The 19660-nt window shown below is 42.6% G+C and carries 18 protein-coding genes and 1 rRNA gene; 4 read left to right on the top strand and 15 right to left on the bottom strand.

Features of this window, described 5'->3' with window-relative positions; all coding sequences use genetic code 11:
• The 13 genes from AR334_RS27340 to AR334_RS30805 all read right to left on the bottom strand — a co-directional run.
• Nucleotides 1-286, bottom strand: a 16S ribosomal RNA gene (locus tag AR334_RS27340); the annotation flags it as partial.
• Between the two features lie 553 nt (nt 287-839).
• Nucleotides 840-1757, bottom strand: coding sequence for an alpha/beta hydrolase (locus tag AR334_RS27345; RefSeq protein WP_172799315.1), 918 nt, complete (start codon nt 1755-1757; stop codon nt 840-842).
• Nucleotides 1758-2073: 316 nt separating this feature from the next.
• Nucleotides 2074-3507, bottom strand: a complete 1434-nt coding sequence (locus AR334_RS27350; protein WP_066321614.1) for a DHA2 family efflux MFS transporter permease subunit — start codon at nt 3505-3507, stop codon at nt 2074-2076.
• 177 nt (nt 3508-3684) lie between these two features.
• A complete protein-coding gene (locus AR334_RS27355) occupies nt 3685-4914 on the bottom strand; it encodes a DUF438 domain-containing protein (protein ID WP_066321621.1) in 1230 nt (409 codons plus the stop codon).
• 184 nt (nt 4915-5098) lie between these two features.
• Nucleotides 5099-5842, bottom strand: a complete 744-nt coding sequence (locus tag AR334_RS27360; protein ID WP_066321623.1) for an SDR family NAD(P)-dependent oxidoreductase — start codon at nt 5840-5842, stop codon at nt 5099-5101.
• A 1-nt stretch (nt 5843) separates the two neighbouring features.
• Nucleotides 5844-7499, bottom strand: coding sequence for an AMP-binding protein (locus AR334_RS27365; RefSeq protein ID WP_066321626.1), 1656 nt, complete (start codon nt 7497-7499; stop codon nt 5844-5846).
• A 34-nt stretch (nt 7500-7533) separates the two neighbouring features.
• Nucleotides 7534-8331 carry a 1,4-dihydroxy-2-naphthoyl-CoA synthase gene (menB, locus tag AR334_RS27370; RefSeq protein WP_066321628.1) on the bottom strand — a complete coding sequence of 266 codons (798 nt, stop codon included), beginning with the start codon at nt 8329-8331 and terminating at the stop codon, nt 7534-7536.
• Nucleotides 8332-8445: 114 nt separating this feature from the next.
• Nucleotides 8446-9600 carry an acyl-CoA dehydrogenase family protein gene (locus tag AR334_RS27375; protein WP_082693134.1) on the bottom strand — a complete coding sequence of 385 codons (1155 nt, stop codon included), beginning with the start codon at nt 9598-9600 and terminating at the stop codon, nt 8446-8448.
• Nucleotides 9601-9767: 167 nt separating this feature from the next.
• Nucleotides 9768-10793: a sigma-54-dependent Fis family transcriptional regulator gene (locus tag AR334_RS27380; protein ID WP_066321630.1), complete on the bottom strand. Its 1026-nt coding sequence runs from the start codon at nt 10791-10793 to the stop codon at nt 9768-9770.
• A gap of 5 nt (nt 10794-10798) precedes the next feature.
• The gene (locus AR334_RS27385; protein WP_066321633.1) at nt 10799-11218 is read right to left on the bottom strand and encodes a MaoC/PaaZ C-terminal domain-containing protein; all 420 of its coding nucleotides are present in this window, start codon (nt 11216-11218) and stop codon (nt 10799-10801) included.
• A 146-nt stretch (nt 11219-11364) separates the two neighbouring features.
• Nucleotides 11365-12048 carry a BsuPI-related putative proteinase inhibitor gene (locus AR334_RS27390; protein ID WP_066321637.1) on the bottom strand — a complete coding sequence of 228 codons (684 nt, stop codon included), beginning with the start codon at nt 12046-12048 and terminating at the stop codon, nt 11365-11367.
• Between the two features lie 131 nt (nt 12049-12179).
• Nucleotides 12180-12962, bottom strand: coding sequence for an HAD family hydrolase (locus AR334_RS27395; RefSeq protein ID WP_066321641.1), 783 nt, complete (start codon nt 12960-12962; stop codon nt 12180-12182).
• 57 nt (nt 12963-13019) lie between these two features.
• Nucleotides 13020-13160: an aminoglycoside 6-adenylyltransferase gene (locus AR334_RS30805; RefSeq protein WP_216638045.1), complete on the bottom strand. Its 141-nt coding sequence runs from the start codon at nt 13158-13160 to the stop codon at nt 13020-13022.
• Nucleotides 13161-13325: 165 nt separating this feature from the next.
• Between AR334_RS30805 and AR334_RS27400 the strand changes: the two genes are divergently transcribed.
• Entirely contained in the window at nt 13326-14726 is a 1401-nt protein-coding gene (locus AR334_RS27400; protein WP_066321643.1) for a M28 family peptidase, read from the top strand.
• Between the two features lie 41 nt (nt 14727-14767).
• Here the strand turns inward: AR334_RS27400 and map are convergent, their stop codons facing one another.
• Nucleotides 14768-15508 (bottom strand): type I methionyl aminopeptidase, encoded by a 741-nt coding sequence (map, locus tag AR334_RS27405; RefSeq protein WP_066321649.1) that lies wholly within the window; start codon nt 15506-15508, stop codon nt 14768-14770.
• Nucleotides 15509-15660: 152 nt separating this feature from the next.
• Between map and AR334_RS27410 the strand changes: the two genes are divergently transcribed.
• The 3 genes from AR334_RS27410 to AR334_RS27420 all read left to right on the top strand — a co-directional run bounded on the left by AR334_RS27410 (nt 15661) and on the right by AR334_RS27420 (nt 18980).
• Nucleotides 15661-16749, top strand: a complete 1089-nt coding sequence (locus AR334_RS27410; RefSeq protein WP_066321653.1) for a hypothetical protein — start codon at nt 15661-15663, stop codon at nt 16747-16749.
• A complete protein-coding gene (locus AR334_RS27415) occupies nt 16749-17969 on the top strand; it encodes an amidohydrolase family protein (protein ID WP_082693136.1) in 1221 nt (406 codons plus the stop codon). The genes AR334_RS27410 and AR334_RS27415 overlap by 1 nt, the downstream gene beginning before the upstream one ends.
• 72 nt (nt 17970-18041) lie before the next feature.
• Complete coding sequence (locus AR334_RS27420; RefSeq protein ID WP_066321662.1) at nt 18042-18980, top strand: endonuclease I family protein; 939 nt, start codon at nt 18042-18044, stop codon at nt 18978-18980.
• 280 nt (nt 18981-19260) lie between these two features.
• Here AR334_RS27420 and AR334_RS30705 read toward each other — a convergent pair whose 3' ends face one another.
• A complete protein-coding gene (locus AR334_RS30705) occupies nt 19261-19392 on the bottom strand; it encodes a hypothetical protein (RefSeq protein WP_301337185.1) in 132 nt (43 codons plus the stop codon).
• Nucleotides 19393-19660: the final 268 nt, after the last annotated feature.

Below are 19660 nucleotides of genomic sequence, written 5' to 3' on the forward strand. Positions count from 1 at the left end.
GTCGCCTTGGTGAGCCGTTACCTCACCAACTAGCTAATGCGCCGCGGGCCCATCCGTAAGTGTCAGCCGAAACCGACTTTCATCTTACCAACATGTGTTGATAAGAATTATCCGGTATTAGCACCGGTTTCCCGGTGTTATCCCAGTCTTACAGGCAGGTTGCCCACGTGTTACTCACCCGTCCGCCGCTAACCACCGGGAGCAAGCTCCCGATGATTCGCTCGACTTGCATGTATTAGGCACGCCGCCAGCGTTCGTCCTGAGCCAGGATCAAACTCTCCAAAAAAGATGAGTTGATTAGCTCATAAAGTTACGTTGGCTTCATTTCGAAAGAAATGAATGTTTTATTGTTGACGTTTTTGTTTGTTTAGTTTTCAAAGAACGATCAGTGTCACTCGAAAGCGACAGGAATAATAGTATACCACTTTTCTACTATTATATCAATTATAAATTTTTACCAATTCTTTATTCATAATCGATGGTTTCAAAAGCGACTTTACTATCATAACATCCTTGGTGCTACGTTACAACTGAAAATTATTACCAATTCGTAAAGAATTAGTTTCAATTCCAACCTGTTTCGGCGGAATGTTTTATATCTTAACACGCATCCATACAGTGGGCAAGTAATAAATTTTTCCAGTTACAAACAAAAGACATATGCCCAAAAAGTAAGTAGTTCCGATAATGTGGAGAAATAGTGAAAAAAACAATTAAAAATACACAATAAATGACCCTAATAAAATCGAATATAAAATAACATTATAATTGCACAAAAAAAGCTTGGATAACCAGGCTTTTTTCATTATAAATTTCTCGTCATTCGGTTAATGCAGTCTTTAGCTAAATGATTTTTTAAGAATTTCGTCCCAATGAGATAAATAAAGTAAGTGCCCTTCATTATCTATAAAGGAATAAGTGGAATTAGAATATTTTTCACGAAGGTAATTAGAAGTCTCCGAAGTCCAAATAGTATCATTACCACCTTGCCAGATATTTACATTTACATTTAAAAAAGGATTCCTTTTGTCATCAAATTTTTGGCATAATGCAAGAGCATCGTAATATACCCCGATGCCTTTATTACGGTAACTTTCCATTGCACCTTTGATAATGACCGTTTTCATTATCGGGTCAACTGCAACTTTTTTGTCCCCTTCAACCATTTGTTGTATAGATTTTTGTATGGTAGAATCCAAATTATTTGTTATCTTCTTACTGAGACTTTTAAAATATAATTTTGTCATAAAAGGTATGTACTTGTTCATATTCACAATGCTTTTCCAATTCGCAGGCAGAATCTTTGTAGTTTCGTTACTATTTAAAGGTATCGCACTACTAATTAGGTTAAGTGAAGTGACTTTTTCGGAATATTTGCTTGTGAAAACTTGGCTATATAATCCACCAGCTGACCACCCTAAAATCGAAGCCTTTTCGATTCCTTTAGCAATAAGGAACTCATTTATTGAGTCGGCAAAATCCTCCATCGAATATTTTATTTTCACATCTGAATCCCCATACCCCGGGCGATTAATGGCAAAGAAACGAACATTATATTTATCTAATATTTTTGTATCAGGATGAATGGAACTAGCTGACGAACCAAAACCGTGTAAGAAGATAACTGTATTCTCATTCGTTTCCCCGTAACTTAAATAAGATAATTTTCGATTATCCTGTAACCGAATAAATGAGTCTTTGTACCCTTTCAAAATAATACTCCTCTCTTTTTTTGGTTTTTCTCCATTTATATTCAACGTAGGAATTCCAATACCCTTTTTTCAACTTAATCGACCTGATAGGTTAAGAAGGTACATTGATTATTAAGACAGCAACAATATATTAGCACTAGAATTAGCCTTACTAAACCCCGCAATGACAATAGCTATTGTCTCGTTCTCAATAGGTGTGCGACTTTGGGTGAGATTTTAGGATTTATTAAAATAAACACTGTAAAATAAACGAAAAAAAACATACCAATTTGTATGTTAATTGATATGCTAAATAGTATGTTATTTTTTACATTTCCCCACGAAAATGGAACTACTTACCCAAAAAGCATATGTCTTTTGTTTATTCCTGCACATTGACGGTTATTTTTCTTTGGGATGTTTCCTCCTCGGCCGCAGGAGTATTTTTTATAAATACTGAAAGAATAAGGGTTACCAGCGAAAGAACCGCTATAACCATGAATGCCATATTAGCACCATAAATATCTGGATTGGTGATTTCCGGCCGTTGTTTCGCCGTCTCTGCTGAAGTTGTCATCACCGTTACAAGGATGGCCGTTCCGACCGAGGCCGCAATCATCTTCATTGTATTATCCATTGCCGCACCATGCGGAATTAACCTCTTTGGCAACTGATTTAAGGCTGCAGTGGCAACCGGCATCATTACCATCGATAAGCCGAACATTCGGATTCCATACATGACCGTGATAAAGGTCATACTGGTTGCGGGACCAAGTTTTGTAAAAGCAAATGTCGATGCGGTAATAATAACTAGGCCCGTTATTACTAGCCATCTGGCACCGACTCTATCAAAAATTCTGCCGATAAACGGGGCCATGAAGCCGCTTATCAACGCACCTGGCAACAGGGCCAAGCCAGCATCTAAGGCGGTAAAACCCCGCATATTTTGCATAAATAAAGGGATAATGGTCTCAGATCCGATCAATCCCATAAAGCCAACCATTCCTATAATAATCGCATGCGGGAAAATGGCGAAAGTAAACACTTTAAACTCAAGCATTGGATGTTTCAGACGTAACTGTCTTGTTATGAACAATACGAGCGCGAGCCCGCCAATCCCTAATGTGACTAGTGTAACCGGGCTAAGCCACCCGTAATTACCAGCACTGGTGAACCCGTACAGGAGCCCCCCGAAGCCAAAACTGGAAAGAATAATGGAAAGGACATCGACTTTTGGTTTCGATACTTCTGTTACATTTTTTAGTGCGAGGAACGCTACTAAAATATCAATTAACGCGATTGGTAATATAATAAAGAATAATACCCGCCAGGAATAATGGGAGGTAACCCAACCAGACAATGCAGGTCCAATCGCCGGAGCAAAGGAAATTACCAGACCGACTAACCCCATTGCCGCCCCGCGACGATTTACCGGAAAAATCATCAAAAATACCGTCTGCATCAGTGGCAGCATCACGCCTGCACCAGCCGACTGTATGACCCTCCCCAGCAAGAGCATTTCAAAATTCGGGGCAATTCCTCCAACAAAGGTACCGGCAGCGAAGACACTCATTGCCGTTATAAAGAGCTGTCTTGTGGTAAATCGTTCTATTAAAAAGGCACTTACAGGAATCATAATTCCATTTACCAGCATAAAAATGGTCGTCAGCCACTGGGCACTATTAGCGGTAATGTCCATTTCGCTCATGATCGGCGGTATAGCGGTAATCATTAATGTTTGGTTTAGAATGGCAATAAATGTTCCTGCCAAGAGCAACGCAACAATCGGGCCTTGCTTTATTTTTGTTTCTGTCATCAATCCATCCCCTTTTTCTGCTGTATGTTCCATATTAATTCTTGAATGCGGTTTTGAACAGAGTTTTTACAAAAATGTATTTTAAAGTTTACATGAATTTCCTTTTTAAACCAAAGAAATTGCCTCTTACACAGAAAACCCCCTCATCATGCCTGAGGGGGCTTCCTGTTTAATTACTTAGGACAGAATCCGTTTTTCGCCTTCGATTTCTTTGATAGGACCAATATTTTGTGTGAATTCCATTGTTCCCATATATGTTCCATTTTCATCACGAATCGCAAAGTATCGAATTAACACATACTTATCGCGAGCTTTAATCCAGAAATCCTCGTTATCCTTTCTGCCGGCTTTAAAATCTGCCAACAGGTCCTCGACAACATGCACACTTCTTGGCGGATGACAATTTTGCACGGTGCGGCCGATGATGGCTTTGGTGCGTGCAAAGATGCGCTCTTTGCCATGCGAGAAGTAACGAACTACATCATCCTGGTCGATGAACGTAATGTCCACCGGCAAATGGTTGAGCAGCAATTCCAGTTGTTTTAAGGACAGAATGCCTGTCTCCATTTTAATAAAACCTTCAGAAATCGCCTTCTCATCCAGCGCTCTTCGTTCCGGCTTCCATTCCGCTTCTGGCCCTGTTAAACAAAAACCAATTTCATCGCTCTCATGGGCAATTTTGACCCACTCGTCCTCTGTGAAGTTTTTTAATGCCATCGGGAACAGAATGTTCTCTTCTCGATAAATCATCGCGGTTACTTCTCCAATAATCCAGTTAAGGACGTCGATCATTGCCTTTTTATCACCGTTGTAATTGGCTAATTTACTTCGGGCATTTTTAATTGCGTCGACAATGAAATCATCGATTCGCCACATATTATTGGTCGGACCGTAGATGCCATACTTCTCCAAATACGGGAAAATCAAATTTTCCTTGCGGCTAAAGTGTTTTTGAATATCCATTAAAAGATTGATATCCTCTATAAGATTGAAAACATTGTCGGTTGAATCCTCTTTTTCAAACTGCCAAAGATGAACTTGAAGCTGCGTTTTCACAAGCTTATCGAGTTCCCGATTTTCCAATTTAAATGTATGAACAGGATGGCCAGGCTGATCCTCAGGCTTCTGAAGCCGTTCCTCGTCTTCAATTCTGCCCATGAAAATATCAGTGTGCTGCGCATAAAGCCTCATTAGTTCATCCGCCGGCATGATCCCCTCATTGACAAATTCAAGCTGAAGCTCGGAAATCTCGTCAATTGTCACTTTTCCAATAAAAGCATCAAAATGTGCCTTTACCTCGTCTAGGTTTCCTCCGTTATGAAGACCTTTAAAGATTGATTTTAATGTTTCCATTCGCTCTGTATTATTAAAAGTTATTTGTTCACGGTTATTAATGATTTCACTCATCGGAATTCTCCTTCACGTCATGATCTTAATTGAAAATAATTCTTAATTAAAAAATAGCATTTATTTTTCAACATGTTTGTGATTAAAATCATTCTCGACAAGTGATATGTTAACAACTTGTGAACAATGTAAACCTCAAAAAAAATAAGCCCCAATAATTTAGTCATTGAGGCTTTTAAGAAAATCAAAGCATTGTCAACCCACCGCTTACTGACAAGGTTTGACCTGTAATATACCCGGCATCTTCCGAAACAAAATAAGCAACTGCACCAGCAATATCCTGTGGCAGTGCCAGGCGTCGGAAGGGGATAGCTTTTTCCAATGCACTGGCGAGTCCTTCATTATAGGAGCCAATTTCCTGAAATAACGGGGTGTCGCTCGGCCCGGGAGCTACGCAATTTATATTTATCTTATGGCGGGCCATTTCACGGGCAAGTGTTTTTGTTAGTGCGACAACCCCACCCTTCGCTGCTGAATACACCGCTTCACCGCTTGACCCAACCCTGGCCGCATCTGAGGCAATATTGACCACCTTTCCGTAACCGTTTTCAATCATTAGCGGCAATATTTCCTTGCACGTATGAATCTGCCCCATTAAATTGATGTCTATGATTTTTTTCCAAGTTTCCGGTTCACTTTTTAAAAATGGCTCTACCTTATCCCAGCCTGCGTTATTGACTAAAACATCGATTTTCCCAAACCATTCTATCGATTCTTTAACGGCATTTTTCACACTCTCCAAACTGGTTACATCACAATAGACTGCAACCGCAATGCCACCATTTTCCTTTATCTGCGAAACCGTTTCCGCCGCGCCTTCCCTTTTTATATCGGCAACTATTAAAGCCATCCCTCTCGATGACAGTAATTTTGCAATCTCCCTGCCTATTCCGCTGCCGGCTCCTGTTACAAAAGCTGTACGTTGCACTTTACTGTCCCCCTCCTATTACTCCCGATTCGCTAAATTTTTCGCTAATCAGCGCACGCAACCGAAACTTTTGGATTTTGCCGCTTGGTGTCCGTGGGAAATCCGCAATTACCTCTAGATGCTCCGGCCAATACTGCTTTGCAACACCTCTTTCACCTAAGAAGGTCTTCATCTCTTCTAAAGTAAGTGGTTCTGCCCCTTGTTTCATGCTTATAAAAGCACAAGCCTTTTCCTGGAGCCTTACATCAGGCATGGCAACAATTTGGACAACAGAAATATCCGGGTGCTCATATAATACATTTTCCACATATGCAACCGGGATATTTTCGCCGCCGCGAATAATAATATCCTTATTGCGTCCTGTGATGCGGATATAGCCGTCCTCATCCATTACAGCCCGGTCGCCGGTGATAAACCATTCCCCGTCAAATTCAGCCTGAGTCATTTCCAACCGTTTTAAGTAACCGACAAACAAGGAGGGTCCCCGCACAAGTAGGTTCCCTTCGACATTAGGAGGAAGGTTATTCCCAATTGAATCAACCACTTTAACCTCCAAATCGGGAAATGCTTTCCCATCGGTTGACGCCAGCTTTTCCTCCGTGTCATTGGCAAGGGTTAAGGTTACCAAGCCATTTTCCGTTTGTCCCCAGCCCGAGAGAATTTGGGCAGGCAGTTTTTGACGGGCTTGCTTAACCAGTGTTCTCGGGATTGGTGCCCCAATCGCCGCAAAATACCTGAGCGAGCTTAAATCGTAATTCTCGATTCCATTCACAAGAATCGTATCCTGTAAAAATGGCGTTGCCGCCGTGGTGAAGGTGATTTTCTCTTTTTCTATCAATTGAAGGAATTCTTCGGGATTCCATATATCCTGATAAACTGCGCTGCCGCCATAAATGGCCGGAAGGCGGACACCATATAGGAATCCGGTCTGATGGGCGAAGGTTGAGGCCATGAAAATGACATCATCGGCTGTTAATTGAAGATGGTCAATCCAAAGTTCGGATGCAAACGTCACTGTATTATGCGTATGCATCACTCCTTTCGGCTCACCGGTTGTTCCTGAGGTAAAAATGATTTCGGTCACTTCATTGGGGTCATGGGTGATCTGATCCAAAACCGCGGTATCCCTTTGTTCTTCCCAAGGAACATCAATGAGTGACGAAAAGGATTCCATGCCCTCCGGCACCTTTTCACCGATGACGAAAATATGTTGAAGTGTCGGCCATTCCGGCAAAAGCCTTTCAATCATTTCCGGATAATTGAAGCCGCGAAACTCGTCTGGGACGACAATCATTTTGGATTCAGCAAGCTTGACCATAAAACCGATTTCCCTGTCCCGATAAATAGGGATTAACGGATTGCTGATGACGCCTATCCTCGTGGCTGCAAAGTGCAAAATCACAAACTCATTCCAGTTTGGCAGTTGAATCGAGATAACATCTCCTTTTTTCAGGCCTAATTCCAGCAGCCCAAGGGCAACGCGATCAACCAGCATCCCTAGCTCCTTGTAGGTGTATCTGCTTTTTTTATCAATGATGGCCACTTTATCTGGATGCATATCAATCGCCGACTTTAGGTAGTCCAGGATTGTCCTATTGGACCATTTTGACTCATTTTTCTTAATATACTCTTCCGTTAATATCGTTTCGAAACTCATCAGCCCATTCTCCCCCTAATTAAGGTCATTTCGTTTACTGTCTGAATTTCTTAAAATCAACTGGCCTTTTCTCTATAAATGCATTTCTTCCTTCTGCCGATTCGTCAGTTTTATAAAACATCGCCAAGCTAGCCATCGAAATTTGCGAAATCCCTTCAATATTGGCGGAATCGGCGTTAAAGGAATATTTCAGCATTTTGATGGCAGTTGGGCTCTTTTCCAAAATTTTCGCTGCCCATTCCTCCGCCGCTGCAATCAATTCGCCTTGTGGGACAATTTTATTAACAAGGCCCATTTCCTTCGCTTCCTGCGCGGTATATTTTTCACAAAGATACCAAATTTCTCTAGCCTTTTTCTCACCAACTACTCTTGCCAGGTAGGCAGTGCCTAATCCGGCATCATAGCTGCCCACTTTAGGTCCGCTTTGGCCGAAAATCGCCGTTTCCGCGGCAATCGTTAAATCACATATCACATGGAGAACATGTCCTCCACCAATGGCAAAGCCATTCACAGCAGCGATTACTGGCTTTGGTATCGCACGAATCGTCCGGTGAAGCGCCTCAATTTCCAACCCGATGCCGCCGCCAAGCCCGCCGGAACGATCATACCCGTTATCACCTTTGTTCTTTTGGTCGCCTCCTGTACAAAATGCTTTTTCCCCTGCACCTGTTAAAATGACTGCACCTATTTTGTTATCGTCCCAAGCATCACGGAATGCCCAAATCAATTCCTGAACAGTCTGTGCCCGAAAGGCATTGTAAACCTCCGGACGGTTGATGGTGATTTTTGCAACTCCATCCTTTTTCTCATAAAGGACATCCTTTAATTCCATTTTTGTTCCTCCTCAAATAGGTAATAAAATTTTATATATTAACACTGCGTTTATATTGGCGTGATTTTACCTGCAAAAATCGATTCAGCATTAGTTGAATAGTAGGCTCACAGCTTAATAGGGACGAAATTCTTTTCCTATCAATTCACGAGCAATCACCATCTGGTTAGCCTGAGCCGTTCCATCGCCAATCTCTAGTCCGATGCAATCCCTTAATCTTTGTTCTAAAGGCATTTCTTTTGTGTAAGCATAGTGACCATTCAGCAGCATGCATTCGTGGATGGCCTCCTGTGCATATTTTGGGCCGAGCCATTTGACGGAGGATGCCTCTTTGGTATGTTTTTTTCCTTGGTCACGTAACCATAGTCCGCGATAGGCCTGCCACTTGATTAATTCCAATTGGGTATGGTGTGTGACAATTGGGAATGAAACACCCTGGAATTTCGCAAGCGGCCTCCCAAAAGCATGCCGGGTTTTTACATGTTGAATTGTCTCGTCCATACTTTGCAGCGCAGCCCCTACACATTGAAGCCCAATTAATAAGCGGCTAAGGTCAAACCCGTTCATGACTTGAAAAAATCCATTGTTTTCCAATCCGATCAGATTTTCTTCCGGCACCTCTACATCTGTTAAATAAATCGATCCTCTTCCAATCGGAACATTCCCCATATCTTCATAGCCCTTGCACTCCAATCCTTTAGCATCAGCCGGGACGATGAAGGCACTGATACCCTTGCTTCCGGAATTGTAATCCGTTTTTGCAAAAACGATAAAGGCATCGCCTATCGTTGCCGCACTGATTCCCGATTTTTCGCCATTTAAAATATAACGATCGCCTTTATGTACTGCTGTCGAGCGGATACCGGCCGCATCGGTTCCTGCAGCAGGCTCTGTTATTGCCACCCCAACGATTTTGTCACCACTTGCAATTTGCGGCAGCCAAATTTTTTTCAATCGCTCAGCGGCATGAGCGGAGATAATTTCGGAGGCTAGAGCATTAAGCATGACGGCATATGTCAAGTTGAAATCACCGCGTCCAATTTCCTCCGCTGCAATTCCGGTCGTAACGCAATCCGCACCGCTCCCGCCGAATTCTTCGGAAATCCGCAGCCCATTAACACCGAGCTCGCCAAGCTTTTTCCATAAATGCCGCGGATGTGTTTTTTCACGGTCCCATTTTGTATAGTGGGGGAGCAATTCATTTAGAGAAAATTCTCTCAGCATTTCTCGAAAAGATTCTTGTTCATCACTGAAAGTAAAATTTAGCAAGATGATTCCCTCCTTTCTATTTCATTAATGCAAATTCCGTGCCAACCTGATTCATATAATCTTGCATCTATGACACGGTCCTTTATTCGCAAACCCACGATAATTTGCATGGCTGCGAATCACAATTGCGAAAAAAAACACACAAGAAATTTGTGTGTTTAGTAGGCCTATTTAAGGTTATATTTTGCGATTTTGCGATAAAGGCTTGCTAAATGAATGTTCAGGATTTGTGCAGCTTTCGTCCGGTCCCCGCCTGAGTGCTTTAGAGCATTTTTAATCGCAGAAATTTCTGCATTTGCCACGGCTTCCTCTAAACTTAATAGCTTTACCAATTCTATCGGTTCCGATCTCATTCCTGCAGACTCAAAGTCGGGTGAAATTAGCAGGCATTCCATTGTCAGGGTGTGACCCTCAACAATATTCATTCCTCGTTCAATCACCGCCTTTAATTCACGAACATTCCCTGGCCACTCATAGGCAAGAAGCCATTCTTTTAGTTCAGGGGAGATATATTTCACGCTTTGAGAAAATTTTTTATTGAATTCATGAATAAAATGATGAGCTAATGGCAGGATATCCTGTTTCCTTTTGCGAAGAGACGGTATTTTCAATTCGAAAACATACAACCGGAAAAATAAATCCTGCCTGAACTTACCTTCTTGAACCAATGCTTTTAGGTCCCGATTCGTTGCGGCCACGATTCTGAAATCGACATTTTTGCTGCCGGTTCCCCCCAGTCTTTCCACCTCGCGCTCCTGAATAACCCGTAACAGCTTTCCTTGGGCTGGGTATGGCAATTCAGATATCTCATCCAAAAAAAGTGTCCCATTGTGGGCCAACTCAATTTTACCGGGCTTTCCTTCCTTCTTTGCGCCGCTGAATGCCCCTGCTTCATAACCAAACACTTCTGATTCAAACAATTCTTCAGGGATGGCGGTGCAGTTGACCGCCACAAACGGATCATTTTTTCTGGAACTGAGTCCATGAATTGCCTGGGCAAAAAGTTCTTTCCCTGTACCACTTTCACCTGTAAGCAACACGGTTGAATTACTGGCAGCAATCCTGGCCGCCAGTTCCTTCATTTGTTTCATCAACTGGCTGTCGCCAATAATTTCTTCAAAGCGGTAAAGTTTCCGATTTAGCGGTTTATTCCTTAGGTTAGGTTTACTGGTTGATTTGATAAAAGCATCCATTCCCATCACCTGCCAGTCAGAACAAGGATTACAACCTGGCCTTTGACCACTTCGTTTCCCTGCTGATTGTAACAGCTAACCTTTTGCGTTACCCAATTCCTCGTTTCGTTGATGTCAATAATTTCGATTTCAGCAGTAATTTCATCCCCAACATGGACGGGATAATAAAAGACCAATTCCTTTTGCAGTAGGATGCAGGCGTCACCGGGGAGCTTTTGACTGATAACCTGAGTGATTAATCCTTCCGTTAACAATCCCGGAACGATCGGTTTATCGTAAAAACTTTTCCAAACATTTTCATTGACCTGATAGACTGGATTAAAATCCCGCGTTAGTTCGTTACATAATCTTACATCCACATCCGTAAACACACGTTTTAACCGGGCGATTTGGCCAATAAACAACTCCTCAATCGTTAGGCCCATACTATCCATCCTCTTCTGAAATTTTTGAATATTATGTCTACAATTCTAACTTAACAGATAACCCTCTTGATTCGCAACAAACTATCAGCCAATCGAAAAAAAAAGAGCAATGATCTGTGTAATCATTGCCCCATTAGAATTTAATGTTAATCCTGCAAAAACTTATCAATCACCTTTTGCCCTTTGTCATTCTCCTTATAAACAAAGGTTACCTGGGCGTCTTTTTTGAATGAAGCGATTTGGTTGGCTGCTTCTTCTGATAGCTGGTAAGCTGTTTCTGTCCCGTCTACTTTCAGCTCAACAGTATGCGGGTCGATTTGGCCAATATAAGCACCGGATGCTTTAGTAAAAGACTTTTCAACTGAAATATGCCTCGATACTTTTGCCTCTTCCTCTTTTGCTGTTAAGAAAACTTCCAAAATATATTTCCCGTTGTATACATTTTCGATGGTAAACTCATTGGCGAATTCTCCATCCTTTGCTAAAGTTACCTCCTCCAGTGCTTGTGTGGATGCGACTTCATCGGAAAATTGGCGTAATTTTTTGCCCTGATCGTCGTATAAAATGTAATCTACCTTTAAACCATTGGAGAAGGTAAGCTTTTGCGATTCTCCCGAAGTGTTTTTTACCGTGTAATTGACATTAACAGAATTGTTTTGCTCTAGGGTTTCAAAAGTAGAACTGAATTTGGCAGCAACCTCACTTTTCTTCGGTGCTTCCGCTTTTGCTCCCCCGCTATTTTCATTTGTATTTGAAGCTGTTCCACAACCAGTTAAAAGTCCAAACATTAACATAGAACCAGCAACCCATAACCATTTTTTATTTTTCATTGTTCATTTACCCCTTTTCTGGTTTTTTTTGGTTTCAAACAAATAGTCGCAGAAAAAGGAATAGAGGTTACAGGCAAATAGAAAAAGATTTATAAGAAAAAGAAAAGCTGCCAGGATTGGCAGCCAACTGCTTATAACTTTTCTAAAATGGCAAATAGCTCTTGAAGATGATGGATTTCATAGGTAGGGATTACCTCATTCCGTTCTTTATTATGACGATTGATCCACACCGATTTAATTCCGGCGCGATTGGCACCGAGAATATCGGTCATTAGGTTGTCCCCTACCATAATGACGTCTTTCTTTTGAAGTCCTATCTGTGACAGCGCATGTTCAAAAATCCCCGGATCCGGCTTGCCCCTGCCATAATCACCTGAGATGACAATATGATCAAAATAAGGAACCAGCTCCGGCGTAATCGCCAGTTTTGTGTTTTGCAGGTCCGGGGACCCGTTAGTTAATAACAGTAATTGATAGTTTCCTTTCAATGCATCAAGGGTTGCAAACGTTTCTTCATAGACAAATGGCAATTTCCGGCGTTCTTGCCGGAACTGCTCACCCAGTTCATGGCCAAAATCCGGGTCATCCACACCAAGCGCCTTTAAGCCCGCAGTCCAAGCGTCCTTTCGGTAGCCAGGCACCATTTCTTTCATTTTTCGGAACTCATCCTGGTCATCGAGGAAATTGCCCCACAGCCCCTCGAACGGATTAATCCCGATCATTTGCGTAAATTCATAAGTTTCATAGGAAGAGTACAGCTTTCTGGCCGATTCCCTTACTTTATCCTCTAGCAAATCAGGGTCTAGCTCATACCTTTCTTGCGCAGCCCTGCACGTTGCCGCGAACGCTTCCTTCACACTCTTTTGATCCCACAACAGCGTATCGTCCAAATCAAAGAAAATTGCTTTTATCATGGCCGGCCTCACTTTTCTTTTTATTAAAATTCTTTTAAATCTAATACATTTCCTTGGCTATCCGCCCATTAAGACAGTGCGAATACGCTCATCATTTTCAGCTGTGCCGACGATTAAATCGAACATTTCATTTTCGGTTCTCAAATAGGTTTCACATCCAATTCTATTATTATATGAAATTATAGAAAATTCCTTCAACTATTTCAAATAGGGTAGCGCTTTCGAAATGGGACTTAATTCATTTTATTAAAATTACTACCAAATTCACGAATAAAAGCCTATATTTTGCCATGCCTAAACTCACTTATTATATTTTTCCAAATATTATAATATTTTACATGACTATACCTAAGGAGGAGTTCTATGAAGAAATCTATTCTATCAATCGCCTTTGCTTCCACGCTTGCATTTGGGGCTATCGGCACACCTGCAGTCCTAGCAAAACCAGTGTCGGTTTCGCAAACACAGCAAGTAAAATATTTTGACAACAAAGTTATTAATCTAATTAATGTTGAAAACATCTATAACAACATTGCATACCTCTCAAAGGTACCGCGTGTTGCCGGAACACCAGCTGAAGACAACGCAGTTCAATTCGTAAAAGCCCAGTTTGAGTCCTACGGCTATGAAGTGAAGCTTCAGCCATTCACGTATTATGGTTATACCCCTCCAACCAAGATGGAGCTAACGGTAAACGGTTTTGATGGAACACTTCAGCCTGCCTCCTTTACTTACACAGTGAGCGGCAATGTCACTGGCGAGCTCGTTTATGCTGGACTGGGCAAGCCTGAGGATCTGGCTGGCAAAGATTTATCCGGAAAAATTGCCTTGATCAAGCGAGGAGATATAAGTTTTGCCGACAAGGTTTTAAATGCTGCCGCTGCGGGAGCCGACGGAGTTATAATTTTTAATAATACTTCCGGCGCTGTCAATGGAACCCTAGGCGCAGCTAACGATAACTATGTGCCGGCTGTGGCCTTGACACAGGCGGAAGGTGAAGCGCTGCTGGCTAAACTGAATGCCGGCCAAACATTTACAGCCACGCTAAACATCGAGGGCGCTCGTACTGGTGAAAGCACCTCCCATAACGTGATTGCCACGAAAAAGCCGACAAACCAAAAGAAAGCAACCAACGATATTATCGTCGTCGGTGCTCATCATGACTCCGTTTCCGGAGCACCGGGGGCAAACGATGATGCTTCCGGCACCGCGATGACGCTGGAACTGGCGAGAGTGTTAAAGGACCTGCCTACTGACACGGAAATTCGCTTTGTAACCTTTGGAGCGGAAGAACTCGGACTTCTCGGTTCTTATCATTTTGTCAGCACTCTCTCAGATGACGAAATCAATCGGACCATCGCCAATTTCAACCTGGATATGGTCGGCAGCCGCGATGCCGGTGATTTGGTCCTGACCACGCTTGATGGTAAAGCGAATTTAGTCACCGACCTTGCCCGGGCTTCAAGCGAAAGGTTAAATGGAGAACCGCTTCCGGTCTATGAGGGCGGGCGCAGCGACCATGTTCCGTTTGCGGAAGTTGGAATTCCAGCGGCCCTGTTTATTCACAGTCCGTCGGAGCCTTGGTATCACACTCCAGAAGACAGTATTGATAAAATTAGCAAAGAAAAGCTTCAGGATGTTGCCGAGATTGTCGGCACTGCCGTATATGATGTGGCCAGATTCGATAACCAAGGACCAAAACCGAAAAAATCAGCAAAAGGTAAAGCGAGCCCAGAACAAATTCATGAACAGGCAATAAAATAATAGATCAAAAAAAGCGGGGCCTCTTGGATCCCCGCTTTTGTTTATAATGTTGTGATGATCGGACCGTTTTTCGTCAAAATCATCGTATGTTCATACTGGGCGACAAAGCTTTTTTCGGTTATATACGTCCAGCCGTCACCTTTTTCAAAAACCTCTTCTTCATCCGTTGAGATGAACGGTTCAAAAGCGATTACCATTCCGTCCTTAAGCAGTTCATCATCTGAAGGTTCATAATAATTATAAATATACGAAGGTTCTTCGTGAATCGTGCGGCCGATACCGTGGCCGGTCAGATTTGCAATCACCGTAAAGCCGTGATTTCTAGCCGTTTTCACAACGGCTTTCCCGAGTGCACTTTTTCTTGAACCAGGTTTTGCTTTTTTGAGGCCTTCCTCAAATGCCAGTTTCGCCACTTCGCATAGCCTTGTCAATACTTCATCGCCATTTCCGACCACAATCGAGATGCCGGTATCCGCGAAATAGCCATTTTTTGACCCGGACACATCGATGTTTACGATGTCCCCCTCCTGTATGACCCGGCTGCCTGGAATCCCATGGGCGACTTCTTCATTGACACTAATGCAGGTGTAGCCAGGAAAATCGTATTCCCCTTTGGGAGCCGATACTGCTCCTTCTTTTTCAAATAGCTCTCCCGCAATTTCGTCGAGTTCTTTAGTGGTAATCCCCGGTTTGGTGCGGCGGACCAGTTCATCCCTGATCATCCCGCAAATTCTGCCAATTTCCTTTAATCCGTTAAAATCATTTTCTGTCTTTGCAATCATGTTTTTTCCCTACTTCTTTCTTTTAGTCATATGTACTATATTGTAGCTTTCCTTCTATGAAAAATTCAAGGAGAAGCATCAAGCCTTCGAGACAAACACACAATTCCCCCGTGCGAATAACCTAGATAAAAAGTGGTTGGAGGTAATTTTGCATGGAAAAAGAACAAGCCCGTACCCCAAAAACGGCCAGGTCGAAGTGGCAGCTTATTGAAGTGATTGGCATCTTGCTGGTGTTTGGTTCCTTAGTCGTCCTGTTATTTGCGCCAAACTCGCTGTCAAAGCTGTTTGATACGATGATCAAAGAGGTTAAACCCGTTGTCGTTGACATTTTCCTGACAAGCGAGGTCGGCATCGCGATTATTGTAAGCGTTGTCGTTGGCCGTCTGTTGGAACGATTAGGCTTTACAGATGGGTTAATCCGTTTGTTTGTCCCAATTATGAAGTGGTTTAAAATAAACCCATCCGTAATCATCCCAAGCGTTTATAATATCCTCGGCGATATTAATGCCGCCGGAAAAATTTCCGGTCCGATTCTTGTCAAAGCCAATGCGACAAAAGCGGAGCAAAAAATTGCCGTAGCCACCATGATTCAGTCACCCCAATCATTCGCTACCTTTGTGTTGGGCCTCATCGCCTTAACCGCCTTTGGTATCAGAGCCTTTCCTCTAGTGATTCTATCGATTTTCGTGCCCATCATCGTTGTTCCATTCCTATTATCCAGAACCATTTATCGGGATACAAAGAAAGTAGACCTTGAGGAATTGCCAAGGTTTACGCCGAATACACGATTTTTGAATACCATTTTTTCCTCGGCCAAGGAAGGCGTTGAGCTATTATTCTTGATTATCATTCCTGCTGTAGCCGCTGTATTCTTCTTCATCGGTGCCTTAAAATTTTTTGGACTGTGGGGTCCGATTGAGTCCGGATTGTCATCGGTGCTAACCATTTTAAGCATCGAACCCGGGACAGGAATTGTTTCGATTTTGGCTGCACCAACATTAGCTGTTGCTCAGCTCGCCGATCTTGCCAGCACCATCGACCCGCGATTAATTGTCGGCTCCTTTGTCCTCGCCAATTCCGGTCTGCCATTATCAGTTATCTTTGGGCAAATTCCGGTAACATGGGCGGAAACGTCCAATTTAAATGAACGGGAAGCGCTCGAAGCGGCGATTGTTGGCATGGTGCTCCGGTTTATTACCGCTTGTGTGCTTGGCTACTTCCTGACTCCATTTTTGGTGTAATGATGATGAAATATATTATTCGCGGCAAGAAAATTGTCACAGTCAGTAAAGTAGGAACGATTATGGATGGGGCAATGGCTGTTGCTGATGAAAAAATTAAAGCAGTCGGGCCGTGGGCGGAACTGAGAAAGCTGTTTTCCGATTTTGAAGTAATGGACTGCTCCCAATATGTTATTACTCCCGCTTTGGTCGATTGCCATACACATCTGTTGGAATTTGCTCCGACGTCGCTCTTTCCTGTTACACCGGAAACCCATTTTATTGCGGGCCGGGCGATCTTGTTCCACGCTCTATCATGCGGCATCACCGCGCTCGGGGAACAAATCTGTGGCCATCCGCTCTGCGATTTTTCAATTGGAGACTATCGAAAAATCGCCCAGGAACTGCCGATGGATCTATCCTTCGCCACAACGAGCATTTCGGTCGGCTTTGAAAAATTGGCCCATTTCAGCGCGGTGACAAAGTCTCGCAGTATCGAACAAAAGGAATTGACCAACCCGCTGATTGTTCGCAACATTGCCGAGGCAAGCGATTATCCAGGTGAGAATGTTTTTATTAATGCAACCCCTGCCAATTTCACTGCTGACGAAGTCCCACGGGCCGGGGAAGTTGTGTACACACTAGAGGAGTTGAAGAGTATTGTTTTGGTCTATCATCAGCTTGGAAAACGAATTGGCTGCCATGTCGCGGGGGAAGAAGCGATTGACATGGCCTTGGACGCCGGTTTCGATGTTCTACATCATGCACATGGGATAACCAACGAGCAGATTGAAAGGGCAGCCCGAAGCGGAGTTCACATTGTGGCAACACCAATGGGCGGCACCCACTTGCGGCCGAATTCCCCAGAGGAAATCGTGAAATTTTTAGAAAAAAACATTCCTGTCTCGATTTCAACTGACGCCTACCTCCCACCTTATCAAGATGTCCCATGGCTGCCTTTTCAGGACCAATCCCTAAGAGGGCCAGCGGAATTAATGCTGATCTCGCAGCCAGCGATGCTTGCTTTTAAAAATCAAGGATATGATGAAAATAAAATACTTGCTCTGTTAACAGATTACCCCGCTGCGATTTTAGGAAAGGCCGATCGTTTTGGTCGTTTAGAACCTGGACTGGAGGCAAACTTTTTAGTAGCCGAAGGGGTCCCCGGGTTAGAAGTCATTGAGGCCGAAAAAATTAAGATGGTTTTTTATCGAGGGTTGAAGGTAATAGAACGACAATAAACTGCCCAGAAGTTTGGGCAGTTTTTCTTACTTCCTTTGCTTATAATAGATATATAGAGGTGGTGAGCTCAAATGTCGAAGAAAAAGAAAAAAGCCGCTAAGGAAAGCAGGGAAAAATTCGTCGATTTACATAAGCAACTGCGGTTTTTAAAAGAAAACAAGAAAAAGATAAGGGATAATCATGAGATCTATTATAGTAAAGAACAAGACGAAATCGATATTCAGCAGTATTATAGAACGATTTCCGAAGCTGGTCCCGATGGGTTAAGCTTGTTCTATCAATATAGCGAGTTACTAACGAAGACACACAAAAATATCATTCCCTATTTTATCAGCAAAGATCTCTATTTATATACCTGGGTAGATTTGCACCCGGACGGCTCAGTAAAAAGCATTTATTCCGGCGAAAGAAAAAATCCGGAAACTGTGATTCTTGAAGACTATGAGATGATCAGCCAAAAATACGAAAAATTTCAAGAGTTTCTGCGGAAAATAAGGGATTCAGAATTCGAGTCTTTTAAAGAATTGAAATTATATGAGCGGTCGTTGAAATTGAATACCGAGCATATTGTTCCGCAATCGTGGTTCGGGGCGGTGGAGCCGATGAAAGGTGATTTGCACCATTTATTTGTGTGTGATCCTGAATGTAATATCTCCCGGTCAAATTTTCCTTATGAAGATTTTAGTTTTTATAATCCTGAATCACCGAATGAACCGATTCATAATTATTGCGGGATTGCCGCAGGTGAGCGGTTTGAGCCTGAGTACGGCAAGGGGGCTGCAGCCAGGGCGATGCTATATTTTCTGCTCCGCTATCCAAAGGCGATAAAAAAATCATTTCGGATAAAAATGGACATTCCCCTGCTCGTCCGCTGGCATCACGAATTCCCGGCAACCCTTTATGAGAAGCACCGGAATCAAGCGATTTATAGGATCCAGGGTAACCGTAATCCGTTTATTGATTTTCCAGATTTAGTGGGAAAAATTAGGTTCCCGATAAATTCAAACTAGCACCATCTGATTGAAAGATGGTGCTAGTTATTTGTTATAAAAGACAGTTTATTAATGGGTGCCGAGATTTTGTCTAATAGAAACTTTCTAAAAGACAGTTTGAGCTCATAGTAAAGCTATTTTGTCTAATAGAAGCGCTCTATAAGACAGTTTGCACACATTTGTGGGAATTTAGTCTTATAGAAGCCTTCTATAAGACGGTTTGACCCTGAACAAACAAATTTTGTTAATAGAAGTGGTCTATAAGACATTCATTTTGGTTTTTATTAAAAATTGTCTTTTATAGATTTGTTGAAGACGCTTTCCAACTGCTTTTCGTCAATAATTGTTTGCAATAAATCTTATTGGCGACAATTTCATCCGGCTTTTCCTCAAAACTGTTGCCTATACCCCTCATTGACGACAATTTCATCCGACTTTTCCCCAAAACTGTCGCCTATACCCCTCATTGACGACAATTCATCCGACTTTTCCTCAAAACTGTCGCCTATACCCCTCATTGACGACAATTTGATTCAACTTTTCCTCAAAACTGTCACGTATGCCCCTCATTGACGACAATTTGATCCGACTTTTCCTCAAAACTGTCACGTATGCCAGTCAAGTCCATTCTTTTGTGTAAAAGTGTCAATAATGTTTTTCAACCAATTAATAAATTTATTAATAAATGGTGTTAGTAA

The organism is Bacillus sp. FJAT-29814 (assembly GCF_001510715.1).
Taxonomy (GTDB): Bacteria; Bacillota; Bacilli; order Bacillales; family Cytobacillaceae; genus Neobacillus.